This window comes from Sphaerospermopsis reniformis (assembly GCF_005402885.1).
Lineage (GTDB): Bacteria > Cyanobacteriota > Cyanobacteriia > Cyanobacteriales > Nostocaceae > Sphaerospermopsis > Sphaerospermopsis kisseleviana.
In genome coordinates, this window is record NZ_BJCE01000490.1 from 1 (window position 1) to 1187 (window position 1187).

The following is a 1187-nucleotide window of genomic DNA, read 5'->3' on the forward strand; positions in this document are numbered from 1 at the left end:
CATGCCTTTTTATTGATTAAATGTAATTTATTTGACATTAATTTCAGAAAAATATTTTAGCGTTGCCTGTTTTGGGCTTGGCGATCGCTCGAATAATACCCGACTTCACAAAATCGCGTTGCTCCCCTGCTTTTTCTAGTTCCTCATACTCAGACAATAGCGATCGCCTATTCCCCACATACCCCATCATTTTTTCAACCAAACCAGCCATAACGTTAATAGCGGTAAGGTTTTCAGCGTTGTCTAGTTGGTTGTCCAGTATGTCTAGTTGATTGTCCAGTTTTGAGAGTGCTGGTACTTCTACTTCTGGCTGGATGGGGAAATCAGCTATCGCTCCCCCGTCCCTGATATGTTTGTCTAGTTTGTCCAGTAGCTCTAACTGCTGTGGGGATATTTTACCCCGTGCTACTGGTTTTATGTCCAGTCCGTTGATTCTGTCATACACTGCTTGACGTGACTCTAAACCGTATCTTCCTTGTAGGGTGGATATTTTAATCAGTTCTATGTCTTGACTGTCCATCTGGGTTTGTCAACTCTCCTACTGGACAATTTTAGTTTGTCCAGTGACTTAATGGACAAGTTGACAAAACAGAAATAAATTCACTTGATAAACTTCAAGCAAGCCTCAGCAAGTGCCGCATTATATTCGGATATTACTTCAGTCGTTGACCATTTGTGATAGCTTCCTTTACTATTTAACCTTTCTTCAAAAAGTTGTTTAACAAGGTCAAGAAGCTCTTTATTGTAATTGGGCATAACCATATCTTCCTTGTAGAGTAACGATTTTGATTAGTTCTGTGTTTTGACTGTCTATCTTGGTTTGTCCAGTTTCATACTTGACAATTTTACTTTGTCCAGTGGCTTAGTGGATAAATAAAACAGGATGTGATCTTTATTCTTTAGAATGCTGACGGTATAGACAGGACTTACGCAACTGGCACAGCGATCGCTAATTATTAGTATATGTGTACTGCAATAATGAAGATGTTATTGAATCATAGGACTTACGCAACTGGCACAAGCGATGGTGCGGCTACGCTGCACCGAGCGCCTAAAGACGAAACCATTGACATAGCAATATCTGGACGTTTTAGTTGTCCTATTAAATAATTAGAAAGCAAATTATGCTTAATTTGATAAATAGTTTGACCTGTGTTGTAAGCTAAGTTTTTTAGTCTTAGCCAAAC

Annotated in this window: 2 protein-coding genes and 1 pseudogene; all 3 read right to left on the minus strand. The window is 39.1% G+C overall.

Features of this window, described 5'->3' with window-relative positions; translation table 11 throughout:
• Positions 1-43 precede the first annotated feature (43 nt).
• Positions 44-520, minus strand: coding sequence for a hypothetical protein (locus tag FFR48_RS27940; RefSeq protein WP_137669581.1), 477 nt, complete (start codon positions 518-520; stop codon positions 44-46).
• Positions 521-600: 80 nt separating this feature from the next.
• Positions 601-756, minus strand: a complete 156-nt coding sequence (locus tag FFR48_RS27945; protein WP_162501993.1) for a hypothetical protein — start codon at positions 754-756, stop codon at positions 601-603.
• Positions 757-1004: 248 nt separating this feature from the next.
• Positions 1005-1187, minus strand: a pseudogene (locus FFR48_RS27950) (hypothetical protein); the annotation flags it as partial.